1 pseudogene is annotated in these 1,700 nt (G+C 67.4%); it reads left to right on the top strand.

The features are described 5' to 3' along the window. A pseudogene (locus tag QJ48_RS37860) lies at window positions 1-1,700 on the top strand (hypothetical protein); the annotation flags it as partial.

Here is a 1,700-nt window from a genome sequence, read left to right as displayed (position 1 = left end):
AGCATCTGGCGCCGGGCGCCGTAGGCACGGAACAGCTGGCGGCGGAAGCCGTAGGCGAAACGCAGCTGCAGGCGCAAGCGGTGACGTCGGGAAAGCTGGCGGAAAACGCGGTGACAACGAATCACCTCGCAGAGGCCGCGGTCGACGGCAGCCGCTTGGCGGAAGGATCGGTAACGACGGCGCATCTAACGTCAGGAGCGGTGGGCGCGGAGCAGTTGGCGGCAGAGGCGGTAGGCGAAGCGCACTTGCAGGCGGAGGCCGTAACATCGGAAAAGCTGGCGGAAGGCGCGGTGACGGCGAGGCACCTCGCAGAGAGAGCCGTAGGCGCAAGTAGCTTGGCGGAGGAAGCCGTAACGACAGCACATCTGGCCCCCGGCGCGGTGGGTGCGGAGCAACTGGCGGCGGAGGCGGTAGGCGAAGCGCACTTGCAGGCGGAGGCCATAACGTCGGAAAAGCTGGCGGAAGGCGCGGTGACGGCAAGGCACCTTGCGGAAGAGTCGGTTCGCAGCGGGCATCTGACCGAAGGGGCAGTTACGGCGGCGCACCTTGAAGAAAGGGCTGTGCACGGCTGCCATTTGGCAGAAGGCGCGATCATAACGGAGCATCTCGCAGAGGGCGCGGTCGACGGCAGCCGTTTGGCGGAGGGCTCGGTGACGACGGCGCATCTGACGCCGGGCGCGGTTGGCGTGGAGCAGCTGGCGGCGGAGGCGGTAGGCGAAGCGCAGCTGCAGGCGCGGGCGGTTACTTCGGAGAAGCTGGCGGAAGGTACGGTCACGGCGCAGCACCTCGCGGAAGGTGCGGTTCACGGCTGGCATCTGGCGGAAGGTACGGTCACGACGCCGTTCCTTGCGGAAGGAGCCGTGGACGGCAGCCGCTTGGCCGAAGGCGCGGTGACGCCACTGCACCTTGCGGAAGAGTCGGTGCGAAGCCGGCATCTTGCAGGAGGCGCGGTGATGGCCCTGCACCTTGCGGAAGGGGCGATACGCAGCCAGCATTTGTCCGAAGGCGCGGTAGGTGCGGAGCAGCTAGCGGCGGAATCCGTAGGCGAAGCGCACCTGCAAGCGGAGGCGGTGACGTCGGAGAAGCTTGCGGAAGGCGCGGTGACCGAGCAGCGCCTAGCCGAAGGTGCGGTTCACAGTCGGCATCTGGCTGACGGCGCGGTAGGTGCGGAGCAACTTGCAGCGGAAGCCGTAGGGGAAGCGCACCTGCAAGCGGAGGCGGTGACGTCGGAGAAGCTTGCGGAAGGCGCGGTGACCGAGCAGCACCTCGCGGAAGGTGCGGTTCATAGCCGGCATCTGACCGAAGGCGCGGTGGGCACGGAGCAGCTAGCGGCGGGAGCCGTAGGTGCAGTGCAGTTGCAGGCGGAGGCCGTGACGTCGGAGAAGCTGGCGGAAAGCGCGGTGAAGGAGCTGCACTTGGCCGAAGGCGCGGTTCACAGCCGACATCTGGCCGAAGGCGAAGTAGGCGCAGAGCAGTTAGCGGCGGAGGCCGTAGGTGCAGCGCATTTGCAGGCGGAGGCGGTAACGTCGGAGAAGCTTGCGGTAGGCGCGGTAGGCACGGAACAGCTGGCGGCGGAATCTGTAGGTGAAGTGCACTTGCAGGCGGAAGCGGTAACGTCGGAGAAGCTTGCCGAAGGCGCGGTGATGGAGCGGCACCTGTCCGAAGGTGCGGTTCACGGCCAGCATCTGGCCGAAGGCGCG

It is taken from the genome of Paenibacillus sp. A3 (assembly GCF_001399685.1).
Classification (GTDB): Bacteria; Bacillota; Bacilli; order Paenibacillales; family NBRC-103111; genus Paenibacillus_G.
The sequence above is the reverse complement of the archived record's forward strand: the minus strand, read 5'-3'. Positions and strand labels throughout refer to the sequence as shown.